The 16,644-nt window shown below is 72.7% G+C and carries 14 protein-coding genes; 7 read left to right on the top strand and 7 right to left on the bottom strand.

Features of this window, described 5'->3' with window-relative positions:
* Positions 1 to 10 precede the first annotated feature (10 nt).
* From AC1Q49_RS11560 to AC1Q49_RS11550, 3 genes are all read left to right on the top strand, one after another.
* Positions 11 to 1,039, top strand: coding sequence for a M15 family metallopeptidase (locus AC1Q49_RS11560; protein WP_492492303.1), 1,029 nt, complete (start codon positions 11 to 13; stop codon positions 1,037 to 1,039).
* Between the two features lie 152 nt (positions 1,040 to 1,191).
* Positions 1,192 to 2,355 carry an acyl-CoA dehydrogenase family protein gene (locus AC1Q49_RS11555; protein WP_191009208.1) on the top strand — a complete coding sequence of 388 codons (1,164 nt, stop codon included), beginning with the start codon at positions 1,192 to 1,194 and terminating at the stop codon, positions 2,353 to 2,355.
* A gap of 180 nt (positions 2,356 to 2,535) precedes the next feature.
* Positions 2,536 to 2,961, top strand: coding sequence for a GIY-YIG nuclease family protein (locus tag AC1Q49_RS11550; RefSeq protein WP_492492301.1), 426 nt, complete (start codon positions 2,536 to 2,538; stop codon positions 2,959 to 2,961).
* Positions 2,962 to 2,977: 16 nt separating this feature from the next.
* On the opposite strand, the gene AC1Q49_RS11545 is transcribed toward AC1Q49_RS11550, so the two are convergent.
* The 7 genes from AC1Q49_RS11545 to AC1Q49_RS11515 all read right to left on the bottom strand — a co-directional run bounded on the left by AC1Q49_RS11545 (position 2,978) and on the right by AC1Q49_RS11515 (position 9,124).
* Entirely contained in the window at positions 2,978 to 3,523 is a 546-nt protein-coding gene (locus AC1Q49_RS11545; protein WP_492492299.1) for an ECF transporter S component, read from the bottom strand.
* Positions 3,523 to 4,395 carry a siderophore-interacting protein gene (locus AC1Q49_RS11540; protein ID WP_492492297.1) on the bottom strand — a complete coding sequence of 291 codons (873 nt, stop codon included), beginning with the start codon at positions 4,393 to 4,395 and terminating at the stop codon, positions 3,523 to 3,525. Before AC1Q49_RS11540 ends, AC1Q49_RS11545 begins: the two co-directional genes overlap by 1 nt.
* Before the next feature lie 22 nt (positions 4,396 to 4,417).
* Positions 4,418 to 5,221 carry an energy-coupling factor transporter transmembrane component T family protein gene (locus AC1Q49_RS11535; RefSeq protein WP_492492295.1) on the bottom strand — a complete coding sequence of 268 codons (804 nt, stop codon included), beginning with the start codon at positions 5,219 to 5,221 and terminating at the stop codon, positions 4,418 to 4,420.
* Entirely contained in the window at positions 5,218 to 7,059 is a 1,842-nt protein-coding gene (locus tag AC1Q49_RS11530; RefSeq protein ID WP_492492293.1) for an ABC transporter ATP-binding protein, read from the bottom strand. Before AC1Q49_RS11530 ends, AC1Q49_RS11535 begins: the two co-directional genes overlap by 4 nt.
* A 71-nt stretch (positions 7,060 to 7,130) precedes the next feature.
* On the bottom strand, positions 7,131 to 7,691 hold the full coding sequence (locus AC1Q49_RS11525) for an ECF transporter S component (protein ID WP_060961104.1): 561 nt from the start codon (positions 7,689 to 7,691) through the stop codon (positions 7,131 to 7,133).
* Positions 7,692 to 7,739: 48 nt separating this feature from the next.
* Positions 7,740 to 8,753 carry a pirin family protein gene (locus tag AC1Q49_RS11520; RefSeq protein WP_191009202.1) on the bottom strand — a complete coding sequence of 338 codons (1,014 nt, stop codon included), beginning with the start codon at positions 8,751 to 8,753 and terminating at the stop codon, positions 7,740 to 7,742.
* Positions 8,750 to 9,124 carry a GNAT family N-acetyltransferase gene (locus AC1Q49_RS11515; RefSeq protein WP_205281839.1) on the bottom strand — a complete coding sequence of 125 codons (375 nt, stop codon included), beginning with the start codon at positions 9,122 to 9,124 and terminating at the stop codon, positions 8,750 to 8,752. The genes AC1Q49_RS11520 and AC1Q49_RS11515 overlap by 4 nt, the downstream gene beginning before the upstream one ends.
* 100 nt (positions 9,125 to 9,224) lie before the next feature.
* Here AC1Q49_RS11515 and AC1Q49_RS11510 point away from each other — a divergent pair, with 100 nt between their 5' ends.
* The 4 genes from AC1Q49_RS11510 to AC1Q49_RS11495 form a co-directional block, all read left to right on the top strand.
* Positions 9,225 to 10,421: a glycoside hydrolase family 3 N-terminal domain-containing protein gene (locus AC1Q49_RS11510; RefSeq protein WP_492492289.1), complete on the top strand. Its 1,197-nt coding sequence runs from the start codon at positions 9,225 to 9,227 to the stop codon at positions 10,419 to 10,421.
* Positions 10,422 to 10,532: 111 nt separating this feature from the next.
* Positions 10,533 to 13,199, top strand: coding sequence for a DEAD/DEAH box helicase (locus AC1Q49_RS11505; protein WP_492492287.1), 2,667 nt, complete (start codon positions 10,533 to 10,535; stop codon positions 13,197 to 13,199).
* Positions 13,200 to 13,359: 160 nt separating this feature from the next.
* The gene (gene recQ / locus AC1Q49_RS11500; RefSeq protein WP_492492285.1) at positions 13,360 to 15,504 is read left to right on the top strand and encodes a DNA helicase RecQ; all 2,145 of its coding nucleotides are present in this window, start codon (positions 13,360 to 13,362) and stop codon (positions 15,502 to 15,504) included.
* A 67-nt stretch (positions 15,505 to 15,571) separates the two neighbouring features.
* Positions 15,572 to 16,644, top strand: a 1,073-nt coding sequence (locus AC1Q49_RS11495; protein ID WP_492492283.1) for a CotH kinase family protein, incomplete at its 3' end; no start/stop codon positions are given.

The following is a 16,644-nucleotide window of genomic DNA, read 5'->3' as shown; positions in this document are numbered from 1 at the left end:
GAATGGGCGGGTGCCGCAACCCGAGCAGCCGACCAGCCGACGCGCCGCGCGCCTCGCCGCCGAGGCGGCGCCGACGTCGCCCGCGCGTCGGTCGATGCCGGCCGTCGGGCGCCGCGGTCTCGTGGTGCTGGCGGGTCTCGTGGCGCTGGTGGTGCTCGTCGTCGTCATCGCGCTGACGCGTCCCGGAGGCGCTGCCACGGCGCCCGAGGGCGGTGCCGCGGGCGTCACGGCGCCCACCGACGCGGTCGCGCTGCCGGACGGGGCGGGGTCGGGCACGCCCGCGACCGGCCTGCCCGTGCCCGCGCAGAGCGGGGTGGCCGCGGCATCCTGCGACGATCCCGCGGTCTCGTCGGCGCTCGCCGAGGGCAGGGATGCCGACGTCATCACCGCCTTCGGAGGCGGCGCCGCCTTCCGCGCCGCCGTCGTGTCGGGGGCAGCGCCCTGCATCGATCTCGGCGACCCGCACCGGCTGTGGATCGTCGTCGACAAGCAGCGCCCGTTGAACCCGATCGACGTCGAGCCGACCTCGGTCGTCGCCCCCGCCGACATGCAGCGAACCGTCGACGGCCGGCTGCAGCCCGCGGCGGCGGAGGCGCTCACCGCGCTCGTGGCGGCGGCGGCGAACGAGGGCGCGGGGGCGATCGGCCTCAACAGCGCCTACCGTTCGTTCGCCTCGCAGACACGCACCTACAACGGCTACGTGAACACCCTCGGTCGCGCCGCCGCCGACCAGCAGAGCGCGCGGCCCGGCTTCAGCGAGCACCAGACCGGACTCGCCACCGACGTGGCGGCCTGCGACGGCGGCTGCGGCGCGATCGAAGCGTTCGGCGGGACGCCGCAGGGCGCCTGGGTCGCCGAGAACGCGTGGCGGTTCGGCTACATCGTCCGCTACGAGAGCGGCTACACCGCCACCACGGGGTACGAGGCCGAGCCGTGGCATCTGCGCTACATCGGCCCCGAGCTCGCGAAGGCGTACCACGAGGGTGGGTTCCACACGCTCGAGGACTTCTTCGGGCTGCCGGCCGCCCCCGACTACTGATCGCCCGGGGTCGCCGTCGCGCGAGGTCGTCCTGTCGCCACCGACATGAAACCCAGTACCATGGATGCTGGGATGCGATGCCACCGGCATCCGTCGTTCATCGCGACGCGTCCCGCAGATTCGACACTCGACGACGAGAGGACGGGCGCACCATGGAGCGCGACATCTACGACGAGGATCACGAGGCGTTCCGCGACGTCGTCAAGGAGTTCCTCAAGCGCTTCGCCACCGAGCAGAAGCGCAAGCAGTGGGAGGCGGACGGGGAGATCGACCGCGCCACCATGCTCGCCGCCGGCGAGGCCGGCATCATCGGTCTGAGCGTGCCGGAGGAGTTCGGCGGCGCCGGGATGCTGCAGGACTACCGTTTCCGCGCGATCGTGCTCGAGGAGACGATCGGGGCCGGCCAGGGCTCGCTCGCCGGGGCCTTCGGCATCCAGGACGACCTCGCCGTCCCGTACATCGTGCACATGGGGACGCAGGAGCAGAAGGAGAAGTGGCTGCCGGGGATGGCGACCGGCGAGATCCTCGGCGCGCTCGCGATGACCGAGCCCGGCGCCGGCAGCGACCTGCGCGGCATCAAGACCACGGCGAAGAAGGTCGACGGCGGCTACCTCGTCAACGGCGCGAAGACCTTCATCTCCTCGGGCAAGACCGCCGACATGGTCGTCACGTTCGTGAAGACCGGCGAGGGCAACCGCCCGGATGCCTTCAGCCTGCTGATCCTCGAGGACGGCATGGAGGGCTTCGACCACGGCAAGAAGCTCGAGAAGATGGGCTTCCACGGGTGGGACACCGCCGAGCTGAGCTTCACCGACGTCTTCGTCCCGGAGGCGAACCTCATCGGCGGCAAGGAGGGGCTGGGCTTCATCCAGCTGATGATGAACCTCCCGCTCGAGCGCCTGTCGATCGGCGTGGCCGCGGCGGCAGCCGGCGAGGCCGCGTTCGTCTGGACGCGCGACTACGTGCTCAGCCGTGAGGCGTTCGGCGAGCGGATCGCCGACTTCCAGAACACGCGGTTCCTGCTGGCCGACATGGCCACGACGGTCGACGTCATGTGGACCTACAACGACCGCGCGATGATGCTCTACAAGGACAAGAAGCTCACCGCCGAGGAGGCCGCGAAGGTCAAGTTCTGGTCGACCGACCGCGAGGCGGAGCTGCTCGACACCGGCGTGCAGCTGCACGGCGGGTACGGCTACATCACCGAGTACCCGATCGCCCGCGCCTACCTCGACGCCCGCGTCCACCGCATCTACGGCGGCACGAACGAGATCATGCGCGACATCGTGTCGCGCCAGATCGTCGGCAAGCGCTGACCGCGGCATCCGCTCTGCTGCGGCATCCGCCCTGCTGCGGCATCCGCTCTGCCGCGAGAAACCATCTGCGCACCGAGAAACCGGTGCGCAGGTGGTTTCTCGTCGTGGGCATGGTTTCTCGCAGGCGAGGCGCGGGCGAGGGCGGCGGGGGGTGTCGGCGGGTGCGGGTAGCGTGCGGGCATGGCGGAGCCGCAGCGGTGCGTGATGTGCGGGCTCGCGCAGCCGACCGCGGATGACGGCGGCACCCCGACCTGCCCGGTGTGCGGGTGGCGGCTCGGCGACAGTCCCGATCCCGACCTGCCGCGCCCGCGCGTCGAGGTGGTCTACTACCTGCGGTGGGAAGAGCGCATCAAGATCGGCACGAGTCGCGAGCCCCGGCGGCGTCTCGCCGCGATACGGCATCAGGAGCTGCTGGCGTTCGAACTCGGCGGGCGCGCTGTCGAGCGCGCGCGGCACGCGCAGTTCGCGCACCTGCGCGAAGGTGGCGAGTGGTTCCGCGCGGAGCCGGCGCTGCGGGCCCACGCCGCCGAGCTCGCGGGGACGGTGCCCCCGTGGCACAGCTACGCCCGGTGGATGGCCGACGCTCTGCGTCAGGCGGTCAGCTGACGCCGGGTCGCACCGATCACGCCACCGCGCGGTGACGGGCGAGGCGGGCCACCCCGGCGGCGCGCAGCCGGTCGGCGATGACGATCCCGATCGCCGTACCGCCCACGCAGGATGCCACGCACAGCGCGATGAAGCCGCTGAGCGCGACCGGCGGCATGGCCCAGAGGTCGAACGACTGCGCGGCGAGGACGGGGTAGGCGATGCCGATGACGATCGCTCCCGCGTAGTGCATCCACGTGGCCCAGCGGCGGTACGCCGTCAGCAGGAACGGCAGCTCCGGGAAGAACGCCCAGAACAGGGTGGTCGCCACCGCCGAGATCGTGAAGAACGGCGCGAGCACGAGGCCGGAGATGAGTCCGACCAGCAGGCCGGCGACGGGGCGGTGCAGCAGCCGCAGCGCGACCACGGCGGGGATCACCCAGAGACCGGCGATACCGATCGAGACGAACGGCAGCGTCGCGAACAATGCCAGCGACACCCACCAGCCCGCCGCGAGGACGACGCCTCCCGCCACGCCGATGGCCGCGCAGGTCAACAGGTAGGCGGTCGTGACCCGGCCCATCAGTGCTCCTCCGCGCCGCCGCGCTCCGCCGCCGGCGTCGGCGATGCGGACCCGGCACGCCAGTAGCCGACGAAGCTGATCCGGTCCTTCGGGTGCCCCGACGCGACGAGGTGGCGGCGGGCGGCGACCGGCAGCGACTGCTCGCCGACGATGAAGACATGCGTATCGGATGCCGGAGGGTCGAGCTGCCGCAGAGTGCTCAGCGCGAGGGTTCCGGGGCGCGCCCCGGCATCCCGCACCAGCCACCGCACCTCCACGCCGTCGGGCGCGTCGATCTCCAGCACGTCCTCCGCCGACGGCGCCTCGACCAGCACAGTGCCGGTCGCGGTGGAGGGCAGCGACGCGCACACGCCGGACACCGCCGGGACGCCCGTCTCGTCGGCGATCAGCAGGACGCGCTCGACGCCGCGCTCCGGTGAGAAGCCCAGCCCCTCGTCGATGATCACGACCGACTCGCCCACGGTCGCGGAGGCGGCCCAGCGCGACGCCGGACCCGCGGTCGGCCCGGAGCCGTGCAGCACGAAGTCGACGTCGAGCTCCGCTCCGCCGCTGGGCCCGCTCGCGCGGTAGGCGCGGACCGTGTAGTTGCGCATCGCGGGCCGGATGCCCTCCGGGATGCGCAGGTACGACAGGTACCCGAAGATCCGGTTCGCCTTCGCGGGGATGCGCTCCAGACCCGCGCCCGCGCTGTCGCTGCGGTGCGGCAGGAACAGTCGGAACCACTGGTCGTAGCCCAGCGGCGTAAACCGGTCGATGTCGCCGCCGCCGAGCGTGACCCGCATCCAGTGGGGGGCGAGGCGGCGGACGGCGACCACCTCCAGTCGGAGAAGGTCTTGGGAGGCGGGCTTGGTCAGGCGTGAGGAGCGGGCCATGCGGCATCCTTTCTGCGACGGATCAGGGTGCCCACGGGAAGAGGGCGACGAGGATGACGGCACTGGTCAGCCAGAAGACGGCGACGAACACCGTGTCGCGTCGGCGCCACGGGACGAGGTGCCGTTCGGTGCGGTCTGGGTGGGCGCCGAAGGCGCGCGCATCCATCGCGAGGGCGACCCGCTCGGCGTGCCGGATCGCGCCCGCCAGCAGCGGCACGAGGTAGCCCCACCAGCGCGCGAGCGCGGCGACGGGGCCGCGGCCGCCGTGCGACCCCCGCACGCGGTGGGCCTGGCGGATGACGTCGAGCTCGTGCCCGAACCTCGGGACGAAGCGGAACGCGGCCAGCGCGGTGTAGCCGATGCGGTACGGCACCCGCAGCTGCTGCACGCTCGCCCGCACGAGATCGGGTCCGGTGGTCGTCAGCCCCGCGATGAGCGCGAGCGCGACGATCGCCGCCAGGCGCAGACCCGTCGCGAACCCGACGGTCAGCGCACCGGTCGTGAGGCTCCAGTCGCCGATCCGGGCGACGACGTCGCCGCCGACGCGCGCCGGATCGGTCCACAGGCTCATCGACAGGCCGATCACGATCGCCGCGACCGGCACCGCCACGAGCAGCAGCAGCGCGATCCGCCGGGTGATGCGGGTGCCGGCGAGGATGACCGCAAAGGCGAGCGCGAGGAACGCGAGCGGGGTCGCGAGGTCGCGCGCGAAGACGAGGAGCACCATCGCCGGCAGCGGTGCCGCGAGCTTCGCGAGCGGGTTCAGCCCCGCGAGGAGCCCGCCCGCGTCGACGCGGGCCCAGGGGTCGACGGTCGTCGCGCTCACCGCGCCGCCCTCCCCGCGGCATCCGCCGCCGGCAGATCGGCGAGTCGGGTGACGCCGGCGAGGGAAGGATGCCGCGTCAGGCCGGCGAACGCGCGGCGCAGGGGAGGCTGTCGCAGCGCCGCCGCGCGGAGCAGATCGTCGTCGGCGAACACGGCGGGTGTCGCGGCATCCGCGATGATGCGCCCGTCGCCCACGACGATCGTGCGGTGCGCGTGCTCGGTGACCAGTTGCATGTCGTGGGTGACGACGAGGATGGTCGTGCCTTCGGCGCTGAGGTCGCTCAGCAGGCCCATCAACTCGTCGGCGCGTGCGCGGTCCTGACCGAACGTCGGCTCGTCGAGCGCGAGCACCGGTGCGCCCGCGACCAGAGCCGTGCCGACCGAGAGGCGGCGCTTCTGGCCGCCCGAGAGCAGGAACGGGTGGACCTCGGCCTTGTCCTCGAGGCCGAACCGGCGCAGCACGTCGAACGCGCGCTCGCGCACCTCCTCCTCGGGCAGCCGCTGTCGGCGCAGACCGTGGGCGAGCTCGTCGTACACCGTGTGGGCGATGAACTGGTGTTCGGGATTCTGGAAGACGAAGCCGATCCGCCGTGACAGGGTGCGCAGGTCGGTGCGGCCCACGTCGACGCCGTCCACGGTGACCTGCCCGCGCGGGACCGGGATGACTCCCGCGAGCGACTGCAGGAGCGTCGTCTTGCCGGCGCCGTTCGCGCCGACGATCGCGACGAACGCGCCGGCGTCGACGTCGAGGTCGATGCCGTGGAGGATCTCGCGGCGCCCGCGGCGCGTGCGCAGCCCGCGCGCACGGATGACGGGGGATGCCGCGCCCGGTGCCTCCGCATCGTCTGCACGACTCCGCCTGGAGGGGCCTTCGGAGGGGTTGGAGCCGGCGGTGGCCGCCGTCGAGGCGGAGTCGTGCAGACTGCCGCCCGCGGATGTGTCGGCCGACTCCAGGGCGGCGTGCAGCTCGGCGGGTTCGAGGGGGAGGGGGTCGAGCGTCCAGCCGGCCGCGCGCAGGCGGAGCGCGGCGAGGGTCGACACGGGCAGCCACACGCCCATCTCGTGCAGCTCGGCGGCGCGGGCGCGGAGCACGTCGTCGACGGTGCCGTCCGCGACGGTGCGCCCGACGTGGTCGAGCACGACGACCCGGTCGGTGATCCCCACGACGGCGTCGAGGTTGTGCTCGACCAGCAGGATCGCCCGGTCGCCGGCGGCGACGAGGGCGCCCAGTGCGGCGTAGACCTCCTCGATGCCCTGCGGGTCGAGGTTGGCCGTGGGCTCGTCGAGAACGAGCAGGGGCGAGCCCATCGCCAGGGCGCACGCGATCGCGAGCCGTTGCCGGCCGCCGCCGCTCAGACGGTCGGGGTTCTCGTGGCGGCGCTCCCACAGCCCGACGCGGCGCAACGCCTCCTCGGCCCGGGTCAGCACCTCGTCCACCGGCAGCCGCAGATTCTCGGGACCGAACGCCACTTCGTCGAGCAGCGTGCCGGTCACCAGCTGTGCGTCCGGGTCCTGGAAGACCATGCCCACGTGCGTGCTCAGCCGGGCCACGGGCGTCGTGGCGGTGTCGAGCCCGGCGACCTCGACGGTGCCGGAGAGGGCGGCGGGCACGGCGTGCGGGATGAGGCCGTTGAGAGCGAGCGCCAGCGTGGACTTCCCGGCGCCGCTGGGTCCGAGCAGCAGCACCACCTCACCGCGCGCCACGTCGAACGTGGCGGATGCCGGGGCATCGGCATCCGCGCCCTCATGCCGGATCGCGAGATCGCGCACGCGCAGCAGCGGAGCAGGCTCACGGCCGGCGGGAGCAGCGGCTTCCGCTCCGAAGACGGCAGAGGTCACGGATCATCCCAGCGGTCGGGCAGAGGGTCGCTCCCAGGTTAGCCCAGCCTAACCTCAGCGGCCAACAGTCGTCAGCGCCGGACGGTCTGCCGCGCCACGCCGGCGCGCCGCAGCGAGGCTCCGACGCCCAGGCCGATCGCCGTCCACGCGACGGGACCGCACACGGAGAGGGCGAGGTAGGCGATCTGGGCCCACAGGGCGTAGGCGCTCAGATGCGCCGCGAAGAAGACGACGACCGCCACGAGCACGCCGATGACCGCCGCGGAGATGAAGAAGCGCCACGCTCCCCAGGCGCGATAGCGCGTGAGGGCCGCGACCCCCTCCTGGATGGCGCCGAACAGCAGGGCCGTGCCGAGGAACCGCATCGTCCACACGGGGGCGAACGCGCTGGCGACCAGCGCGGCGAGCACGTGCGTGAGCAGGGCCACGAGCGGCAGCCGCAGCACCTCCTGCGCGACGATCCCGGGGAGCACGTGCGCCCCGAGGACGAGCCCGTAGACGATGGCGAGGCCGGGCACCGCGAGCACCACCGGCGTGACGAGTCCGGCGATGCCGCCGAGGATGCCGGTGGCCACACCGATGGCCGCGCACACCAGCAGGACGCGCGTCGACAGGACGGTGTTTCGGGCCACGATCCCAGCGTAGCCGCGCGTCCCCGGGGCTCAGGCCGGGAAAAATGCTCAGATGCTGCGCCGCCGCGGTGTCAGCCGCACCGCGGGAAGCGGCGGTGCGGGCACCCGCTCGGCGCCGTGCCCGACGACGTGACCGAAGCGCGCCTGTGGCGCGGGCGTCGGGGCGTCCTCCGCCTCGGCCTCCCACGCCGCCCTCGCCGCGACGATCTCCTCGTGCGAACGCGCCACGAAGTTCCACCACATCACGATGTCGGCTTCGAACGGCTCCCCGCCCAGCAGGAAGAGCGTCGTCTCGCGCACCGCGGTGACCTCGACGCCGTCGCGGTGGATGCCGAGGTACAGCAGGCCCTGGTCGGGCAGGGCGGTCGCGGCATCCGCTGTCGCCCACACCTCGGGGGTGCCGTCGATGCCGACCAGCGCGTACTCCCACGACGGTTCGAGCGGGAGCCGGACGCGGGAGCCGGCCGGGAGGTGGAGCTCGGCGCCGACGATCGGGGTGTACATCGTCGCGGGCGAGGTCGCCCCCGCGAACGAGCCCACCACGACCGTTGCGGTGGCGCCCGTCCCGCCGGCGGCGTCGGGGATCGTCGTCACGGGCAGGTCGTCGTGGCGCTCGAAGGCGGCGGCGCCGTGGCGGCGCGACTCGGGCAGCGCGACCCACAGCTGCAGGGCGTCGAGGGCCACCGCCTCCTCGCCGACCGAGTACTCGGAGTGGGCGATGCCGGCGCCGCTGGTCATCAGGTTGAGCACCCCGCGGCGCACGACGACGTCGCTGCCGAGGGTGTCGCGGTGGCGCACCTCGCCCACGAGCGGCCAGGTGACCGTCTGCAGGCCGATGTGCGGATGCGGCTCGACGCGCATGCGCGCCGTCTGCGGGCCGAACCGGTCGAGGAAGCACCACGCGCCGACCAGGGGCAGCGCCCGCTGCGGCAGGCTGCGGTGCACCTCCATGGCGCGCACCCCGCCGAGCGGGACCTCGCGGGCTTCCAGCAGCAACGCCCGCGGACCGTCGCAGACCGCCGGGCCGGCCACGTCGGGCGGGGCGTCGTCCAGGCGGGTCATCCGCGCGGCGTTCCCACGCCTTCGTCGCCCGGGGTGGGCTCCGCCGTCGACGCGTGCTCCGCCGTCTCGACGTCGCGTTCGCGCCACACCGCCTTCAGCCCGGGGACCTCGTGCTTCTGCAGATAGGTGACGATGAACGGGCAGACCGGCACCACCACGTCGCCCCGGGCGGCCTCGTCCGCCATCGCCGCCGCGACCAGCTTCGTGCCGAGGCCCCGACCGCCGTAGGCCGGATCGATCTCGGTGTGCGGGAAGACCAGACGCCCCTCGGCATCCTCCTCGAACTCGGTGTAGCCGGCGATGTCGCCGTCGACGAGGATCTCGTAGCGGTCCTTCTCGTCGTTGCGTGAGATGCGGACGTCGTCGGTCATGACGCTCCTGTCGGGTCGATGTGTCCTCCCCAACGTAGGCGCGTCGTCGCCTGTTCCGCCAGGGCTGTCGCCGGGAGGCGCGAGCGGGGAGGATGGCGGCATGACCCCCCGCTCCGCCCGCCGCCGTCCGCGCCTCCTCGTCTGCGCGGGAGCGGTCGTCGCGGCGACCGCGCTCCTGCTCTCGGGATGCGGGGCCTACGGTCCGTCCCCGTCGCCCTCGCCGACGTCGACCCCGACCGCGACGCCCGCGCCGACCGCGACGCCCGCGCCGACCGCGACGCCCGACCCCCTGGCCAGACTCGACCTGCGCCAGCGCGTCGGACAGCTGTTCATCGTCGGAACGGCGGTCGACGCCGTCACTCCCGACACGCTCTCGGCGGTGGTCGACCGGCACGCGGGCGGCATCTTCCTGCACGGGCGTTCGCAGGCGGGCGCCCAGGCCGTGGCGGGGGTGGTCGGTTCGTTCACGACGGGGGATGCCGACGGCATCCCCCTGTGGGTGTCGACCGATCAGGAGGGCGGCGAGGTGCAGGTGCTCACGGGGCCCGGGTTCGACGACATGCCTTACGCGATCCGGCAGGCGGATCTGCCCGACGACCAGCTCCGCGCCGCGGCGACCACGTGGGGTGGTCAGATCGCCGCCGCGGGCGTGACGCTGAACCTCGCCCCGGTCGCCGACATCGTCACGAGCGCGGCGACCCGGTTCGACAACCCGCCCATCGGCGGGCTGGGCCGACAGTACGGCTACGACGGGGCGACCGTCGCCGCGAAGGCGGGCGCCTTCGCGGACGGCATGCGCGCGGCCGGCGTGATGCCCGTGTTCAAGCACTTCCCGGGACTCGGGCACGTCACCGCCAACACCGACACGACGGCCGACGTCGTCGACACGACCGTCACCGCCGACGGCCCCGACATCGCCGTCTACGGCACGCTGCTCGCGGGCGGGCCGGCGGGCGTGATGGTCTCGAGCGCGATCTACCAGAACCTCGACCCGTCGGCGCCGGCGGTGTTCTCGCCGACGGTGGTGGGCCTCGCACGGGCGAAGGTCGGCCCGGAGGGCATGCTCATGACCGACGATCTGTCGGCGGCGCAGGCCGTGCAGGCCTGGAGTCCCGCCGATCGCGCCGTGCTCGCCATCACCGCGGGCATCGACGTCGTGTTGGCCTCGACCGATCCCACCGTCTTCCCGGCCATGTACGACGCCGTGCTGGCGAAGGCCCAGTCCGACCCGGTGTTCGCAGCCCGCGTCGACGACGCCGCGCGCCACGTGCTGGCCGCCAAAGCCGCGCGGCCGTGACCAGCGTGCGGGGTGCGGCGGCGTGACCGGGTCGCGGGGTGCGGCGGTGTGACCGGGTCGCGGGTTGTGCTGGCGTGACCGAGCGGAGGCGGCGCCTGGCAGACTCGGGACATGACCTCTGCCGCGGCACTGACCGACCTCGTGCCCGCGCAGGCGACGGCGGATGCCGCCTACGAGGGCTTCGTCGCGTGGGCGACCGGGCGGGGGCTGACGCTCTACCCCGCTCAGGACGAGGCGATCATCGAGCTGGTCTCCGGCGCGAACGTCATCCTCTCGACCCCGACCGGCACCGGTAAGTCGCTCGTCGCGATCGCGGCGCACGCGGCGTGTCTCGCCGCCGGAGGGCGCTCGTACTACACGGCGCCGATCAAGGCGCTGGTCAGCGAGAAGTTCTTCGCCCTCGTCGAGATCTTCGGTCCCGAGAACGTCGGCATGGTCACCGGCGACTCGTCCGTCAACCCCGACGCCCCGATCGTCTGCTGCACCGCGGAGATCCTCGCCAACATCGCGCTGCGCCAGGGCGGGGACGCTCCCGTCGATCAGGTCGTGATGGACGAGTTCCACTACTACGGCGACCCCGACCGCGGATGGGCGTGGCAGGTGCCGCTGCTCCTGCTGCTGCGGGCGCAGTTCCTGCTGATGTCGGCGACCCTGGGCGACGTGACGCCCATCGCCGACGACCTGGCGCGGCGGACGGGGCGGCCCGTGGCGCTCGTGACCGGTGTCGAGCGCCCGGTGCCCCTGCACTTCTCGTACGAGCGCCGCCCCGTGCACGAGGTGCTGACGATGCTCGTGGACGAGCGCGAGGTGCCGGTCTACATCGTCCACTTCGCGCAGGCGGCCGCGCTCGAACGCGCGCAGGCCCTGGCATCCGTCACCCTCACCACCCGCGCGCAGCGCGACGAGATCGCGGAGGCGATCGGCGGCTTCCGCTTCACGACGGGCTTCGGCAAGACGCTGTCGCGTCTGGTGCGCGCGGGCATCGGCGTGCACCACGCCGGGATGCTGCCGCGTTACCGTCGCCTCGTCGAGACGCTCGCGCAGCGCGGACTGCTCCGGGTGATCTGCGGCACCGACACGCTCGGCGTCGGCATCAACGTGCCGATCCGCACCGTCATGATCACCGCGCTCAGCAAGTACGACGGCACGAAGATGCGTCAGCTCAGCGCGCGCGAGTTCCATCAGGTGGCCGGTCGCGCCGGCCGCGCCGGCTACGACACGCACGGCAACGTCGTCGTGATGGCTCCGGAGTGGGAGATCGAGAACGCGGTCGCGCTGGCGAAGGCCGGCGACGACGCGGCCAAGCGCAAGAAGATCGTCCGCAAGAAGGCGCCCACCGGCGTCGTCAACTGGGGCGAGGGCTCGTACGAGCGGCTGATCGCGGCGCCGCCTGAGCCGCTCGTGCCGCAGCTGAAGCTGACGGCCGCGATGCTCATCAACGTCATCGGCCGCGGCGGCGACGTCTTCGGCAACGTCCGGTCGCTCGTGTTCGACAACCACGAGCCGCGCGAGCGCCGCTACGCCCTCGCCCGACGGGCGATCGCGATCTTCCGGACGCTCGTGGACGCGGGGATCGTCGAGGTCGACCGCGACGCGGCATCCGGCCCGCGCATCGCCCTCACCGTCGATCTGCAGCCGAACTTCGCCCTCAACCAGCCCCTGTCGCCGTTCGCGCTCGCCGCCATCGAGCTGCTCTCGCCCGACGACGACGTGCGGCCCGGCGCCGCTGCCGTCCCGAACTCCTCCACCGCGGGCGCTCCCGCCGCTGTCGAGGCTGATCCGGGGGATCGGGGTGCGGATTGGAGGAGTTCGGGTCGCGCCGGCGCGACCGCCGTCGCCGCGGGTGGCATCGGTACCGGCCACTACGCCCTGGATGTGCTCAGCGTGATCGAGGCGACGCTCGACGATCCGCGGGCGATCCTTTCGCAGCAGGAGTACCGCGCCCGCGGCGAGGCGGTCGCGGCCATGAAGCGGGACGGGATCGAGTACGAGGAGCGGATGGCGCTGCTCGAGGAGATCACCTACCCGAAGCCGCTCGCCGACCTGCTGGCGCAGTCGTTCGAGGTCTTCGCGTCGAGTCAGCCGTGGGTGCGCGACTTCGAGCTGAGTCCCAAGTCGGTCGTCCGCGACATGTTCGAGCGGGCCATGTCGTTCGCGGAATACGTCTCCTTCTACCAGCTGGCGCGCAGCGAGGGGCTGGTGCTGCGCTACCTCTCCGACGCGTATCGCGCGATCCGCCAGACCGTCCCGGCGGAGGCGCGCACCGACGAGCTGATGGACATCATCGAGTGGCTCGGCGAGCTCGTGCGTCAGGTGGACTCGAGTCTCGTCGACGAGTGGTCCGCGCTCGTCGACCCTTCGGCGGTGCTGCCCGAGGACGGCGCTCCCGTGGTGCCGCCCGCACCCCCGTCGATCCTCACGAACGAGCGTGCCTTCACGGTGCTCGTGCGCAACGAGCTGTTCCGGCGCGTGCAGCTCGCGGCGCTGCAGGACGACGACGCGCTGGTCGCCCTCGACCCCGACCTCGACTGGCCGGCCGCGCTCGACCGCTACTACGACGAGCACGACCAGATCCTCACGGGCGGACCGGCCCGCGCGCCCCGGCTGTGCGCGATCGACCGGGCGGATGCCGCGGCATCCGGCATCTGGCGCGTCGAGCAGACCATCGACGACCCCGAGGGCGATCACGACTGGCGCCTGCGCGCCGAGGTCGACCTCGCCGCCTCGGTCGAGGAGGGCGCCGCCGTGGTCCGCGCCGTCGAGCTCGTCCGCCTCTAGCCCGCCCTCTTCTTGCTTCCTCCCGCGAGCCGCCACGCCCTGCCCGAGCCGCCACGGCGCGGACGGACGTGCGATGGCGGCTCGGCCAGCGCGTAGCGGCTCGGCGGGTGCTGGCGACGGAGGGGGACGAGGTGTCGGATGCCGCGGCTAGCCTGGACGGGTGACTGCATCGATCCACCGCGACGACGACCCGTATGCGGACGTGCCGTGGGACGTCGATGAGCTGACCCCGCCCGACGAGTTCGATGTGCCGCCGCCGCCGGAGTACGACGGGTATGCCGGTGCCCTCGCGCGCGCCACGCGTGACACCGCGGCGTCGCCGGAGGGCCCGGGATCTCGTGGCGATGTCGCCCCGCCGCGGGGTGCGGCATCCGCTGGCCGTTCCGCGTCACCGCGGGGCGTGGCATCCGCCGGCCGTTCCGCCGCGGCATCCCACACCGCCCACGCCCACGCCCCCGCAGCGCGGCCCGCGGCCGGGGTCGCCCGTCCGCCGCGGTCGACCGATCCGAAGGCCGTCCTGAAGGAGGTCTTCGGCTACGACGAGTTCCGCGGCGACCAGGCCGACATCGTCGCGCACGTCGTGGCCGGCGGCGACGCCGTGGTGCTCATGCCCACGGGCGGCGGCAAGTCGATCACCTACCAGGTGCCCGCTCTCGTGCGCCCGGGCACGGGGCTCGTGGTCAGCCCGCTCATCGCCCTGATGCACGACCAGGTCGACGCCCTGCGGGCCAACGGCGTGCGCGCCGCGTTCCTGAACTCCACCCAGAACCCCGCTGAGCGCGCGGGCGTCGAGCAGGACTTCCTCGCCGGAGAGCTCGATCTGCTCTACGTCGCCCCCGAACGGCTGAGCGCACCCGCGACGACGGCGCTGCTGCAGCGCGGTCGGCTGAGCGTCATCGCGATCGACGAGGCGCACTGCGTCAGCCAGTGGGGCCACGACTTCCGCCCCGACTACCTCGCGCTGGGCGACCTCGCCGAGCGGTTCCCGGGCGTGCCGCGCATGGCGCTCACCGCGACGGCGACGCGCGCGACGCACCAGGAGATCACCGAGCGTCTGCAGCTGCCCGACGCGCGCCACTTCGTCGCGAGCTTCGACCGGCCCAACATCCAGTACCGCATCGAGCCGAAGGTCGACCCGCGCCGGCAGCTGCTGCAGTTCGTGCGGGCGCAGCCGGCGGGCTCCGCCGGCATCGTCTACGCGCTCAGCCGCAAGTCGGTCGACCAGACCGCCGACTACCTCCGCACGCAGGGGGTCGACGCCCTGCCCTATCACGCGGGGTTGGATGCCGCGATCCGCGCGCGTCACCAGCAGCGCTTCCTCCGCGACGACGGCGTCGTGATGGTCGCGACGATCGCGTTCGGCATGGGCATCGACAAGCCCGATGTACGCTTCGTCGCGCACATCGACCTGCCGAAGTCCGTCGAGGGCTACTACCAGGAGACCGGTCGCGCCGGCCGCGACGGCGAGCCCGCGGTGGCCTGGATGGCGTACGGCCTCGGCGACGTCGTGCAGCAGCGCCGCCTGATCGACCAGTCACCGGGCGACCGGTCGTACAAGATGCGCCTCGGCCAGCACCTCGACGCGATGCTCGCCCTCTGCGAGACCGTGTCGTGCCGCCGTCAGAACCTCCTCAACTACTTCGGTCAGAGCTCCGAGCCGTGCGGCAACTGCGACACCTGTCTCGACACCCCCGACACCTGGGACGGGCTCGTGCCCGCGCAGAAGCTCCTGTCGACCATCGTCCGCCTGCAGCGCGAGCGCAACCAGGCGTTCGGCGCCGGGCACCTCGTCGACATCCTGCGCGGCGCGTCGACCGAGCGCATCCGCCAGCAGGGTCACGATGCCCTCGCGACGTACGGGCTCGGAGCCGACCTCAGCGACCAGGACTGGCGCAGCGTGATCCGCCAGCTCCTCGCCCGCGGCATCATCGTTGCGCGGGGCGAGTACGGCGTGCTCGCCGTCGGCGAGGAGGGTGCGGCGGTGCTGCGCGGCGAGCTCGCCGTGCCGTTGCGACGCGACGTGCTCGGCAAGGGCGGCGGGGCGGCGCGGGTACGCAAGACCCCCGCCGCGGATGCCGTCGCCGACGGCGACCGCGACCTGTTCGAGGCCTTGCGCGCGTGGCGTGCCGGCGCGGCGAAGGAACAGGGAGTGCCGGCCTACATCGTCTTCGGCGATGCGACCCTGCGGGCGCTGGCCGCGCAGCGCCCGGCATCCGTCGCCGCGCTGGAAGGCATCACGGGCATCGGGGCGAAGAAGCGCGAGGCGTACGGCGAGGCGGTCCTCGCCGTCATCGCAGGTTCATAGGAACCGTCCCCGCGCTCCACAGCCCGGGGAGGCGTGAACCATAGGCGCGGATGTTCGGGTGGTCTGCATGACCGATCGATCCCGCTCGCGCGTCCACCCGTCACGTCGTGTGCTGCTGCCCGTCACCGCCGTGGTGCTCACGCTCGGCCTCGCGGGCTGCGGCTCGCTCGCCGCCCTCGACACGGTGTCGTCGATGCCGACGTCGACCGGGGTGAGCTCCGAGACGGTCGTCGCGGACGCTTCGGGGTCGCTCTGGGACACGTCGACCGTCCACACGGTGTCGATCCAGGTGGATGCCGATGCGCTCTCCGACATGCTCGCGACCTATCTGTCCGCGGGTGACAAGGAGTGGCTCACGGCGACGGTCACGATCGACGGCGTCGCCTACGAGAACGTCGGCATCAAGCTGAAGGGCAACTCGACCTTGAAAGGGATCACGACGGACAGCGACGCGTCGACGCTGCCGTGGCGCATCCGCCTGGACAAATACGTCGACGGCCAGAACGCGTCGGGCGTCACCGACTTCACGATCCGCGCCAACTCCTCGTCGACGTCGATGAACGAGGCGGTCGCGCTCGACGCGCTGTCCGCGGCGGGTCTCGCCTCCGAGAAGTCCGCCGCGACGAGGTTCTCGGTCAACGGCGGCACGGAGGTCCTGCGGCTGAGCGTCCAGGCGCTGAACGACTCGTGGGTCGACGAGAACTTCCCCGACGCCGGTGCCGATTCGGTGCTCTACAAGGCCAATGCCGACGGGAACTGGGACTGGGCGGGGGCCGACGGCGACTACAGTGCCTCGTTCGACATCGAGGCCGGTGCGGAGGACTACGCGCCGCTCGTCACCCTGCTCGATCTGGTCAACAACGGCACGGCCGACGAGATCGCCGAGAAGCTCCCCACGCTGCTCGACGTCGACTCGTTCGCGACCTACCTGGCCCTCGAGGAGGCCATCGACAACTTCGACGACATCTCGGGGCCCGGCAACAACGCGTACCTGTTCTGGGATTCGAGCACCCAACGGTTCACCGTGGTGGCGTGGGACCACAACCTCGCCTTCGGGGTGCAGAACGTCGGTGGGGGTGGTCAAGGCGGCGGGGCCGGCGGTGCCGCGGGTGCCGGCGGTGCCGCGCCGGGAGGCGGGCG

Source organism: Microbacterium sp. MPR-TSA4 (genome assembly GCF_058792815.1).
Note: the sequence above shows the minus strand (reverse complement) of the source record. Positions and strands in the feature narration are given on the sequence as shown.